The sequence below is a fragment of the Variovorax glucosi genome (genome assembly GCF_051216695.1).
Taxonomy (GTDB): Bacteria; Pseudomonadota; Gammaproteobacteria; order Burkholderiales; family Burkholderiaceae_C; genus Variovorax.
The window spans coordinates 1-1,122 of record NZ_JBPJZE010000292.1; the positions used below are offsets into that span (position 1 = coordinate 1).

The window sequence follows — 1,122 nt, forward strand, 5'->3', positions numbered from 1 at the left end:
GGGACCTGTCCTTCGCGAGCCTCATCCAGTCCGACAACACGGTTGGCTGCGGCTGTCTCGAAGCGGCCCATCTGACGAACGTGTTCAACCGCGCGCCCAACCCCAACCGCATCCGCTGCGACCTGTTCCAGACCAACGTGAACCTGCTCGGCAAGCGCCCCGGCACGCAGGAGGCGCGGCGGCCGATGGACAACATCGGCGTGCAGTACGGCCTGGCTGCGCTGAACAGCGGCGCCATCTCGGTAACGGAATTCCTCGATCTGAACCAGAAGGTCGGCGGCTACGACGGCGACGGCAACACGCAGGCGGCGCGCTCCGAGGCAGACCCCGACGCGCTGAAGCTCACCTATGCGGGCGGCTTCAAGAACAGCTTCAAAGGGCCGGGCCTTGCGAACATTCCGATCATCACCCAGCGCGGCAATGCCGATGCGGTGGGCGACATCCACGACACGATGCAGGACCTGATCATCCGGGCCCGCCTGCAGCGCGCCAACGGCCGCAGCGACATGGCAGGCACGCCGGTGCTCGCAGGGCAGCATTCGTTCTACGCGATCACGCAGCTGTATCTCTTCCGCGAAGGCCGGCGCGACAACCCGGCGATGACTGCAGTGGCGAAGACCATGAAGGACGAAGACCTGCGCGGCTTCTCGGACTTCATCGCCACCCTGCCCGCGGTGCCGGCTCCGCCGCCTGCCACGCCGGCCGACCCGGCGCGCATGGCTCGCGGCCAGGCGCTGGCCCAGGAACATCGCTGCCTGCTCTGCCACGGCGCCGACCTGAGCGGCGGCCAGCAGGTGCCGCGCATCGCGCAGCAGCACGAAGACTATCTGCAGCTCTCCCTGCAAGGCTTCCGCACGGGCAAGCGCCCGGGCTACACGCAGGCCATGGGCGAAGCGGTGGGCCGCGTTCCGCCGGAGGACCTGGACACCCTCGCCTATTACGTGGCGCGCTTTCCCGGCGCGGCGCCCAAGCCGCCTCCCAAATAAACGCCCTCTTCCGGCGTGCGGCACCGGCGGATGCACGGTGCTGGCACTGCGCACCCCGAACCCTCCCCCCAACGAACATCGGAGCCGAAACTCTTGGAAGTCTCATTCAGCAAGGAAGTGGAAATGCTGCGGCTCG

1 protein-coding gene is annotated in these 1,122 nt (G+C 67.8%); it reads left to right on the forward strand.

Features of this window, described 5'->3' with window-relative positions:
* Positions 1-986, forward strand: a 986-nt coding sequence (locus ACSFA3_RS25060; protein ID WP_435508053.1) for a c-type cytochrome, incomplete at its 5' end; no start/stop codon positions are given.
* Positions 987-1,122 lie beyond the last annotated feature (136 nt).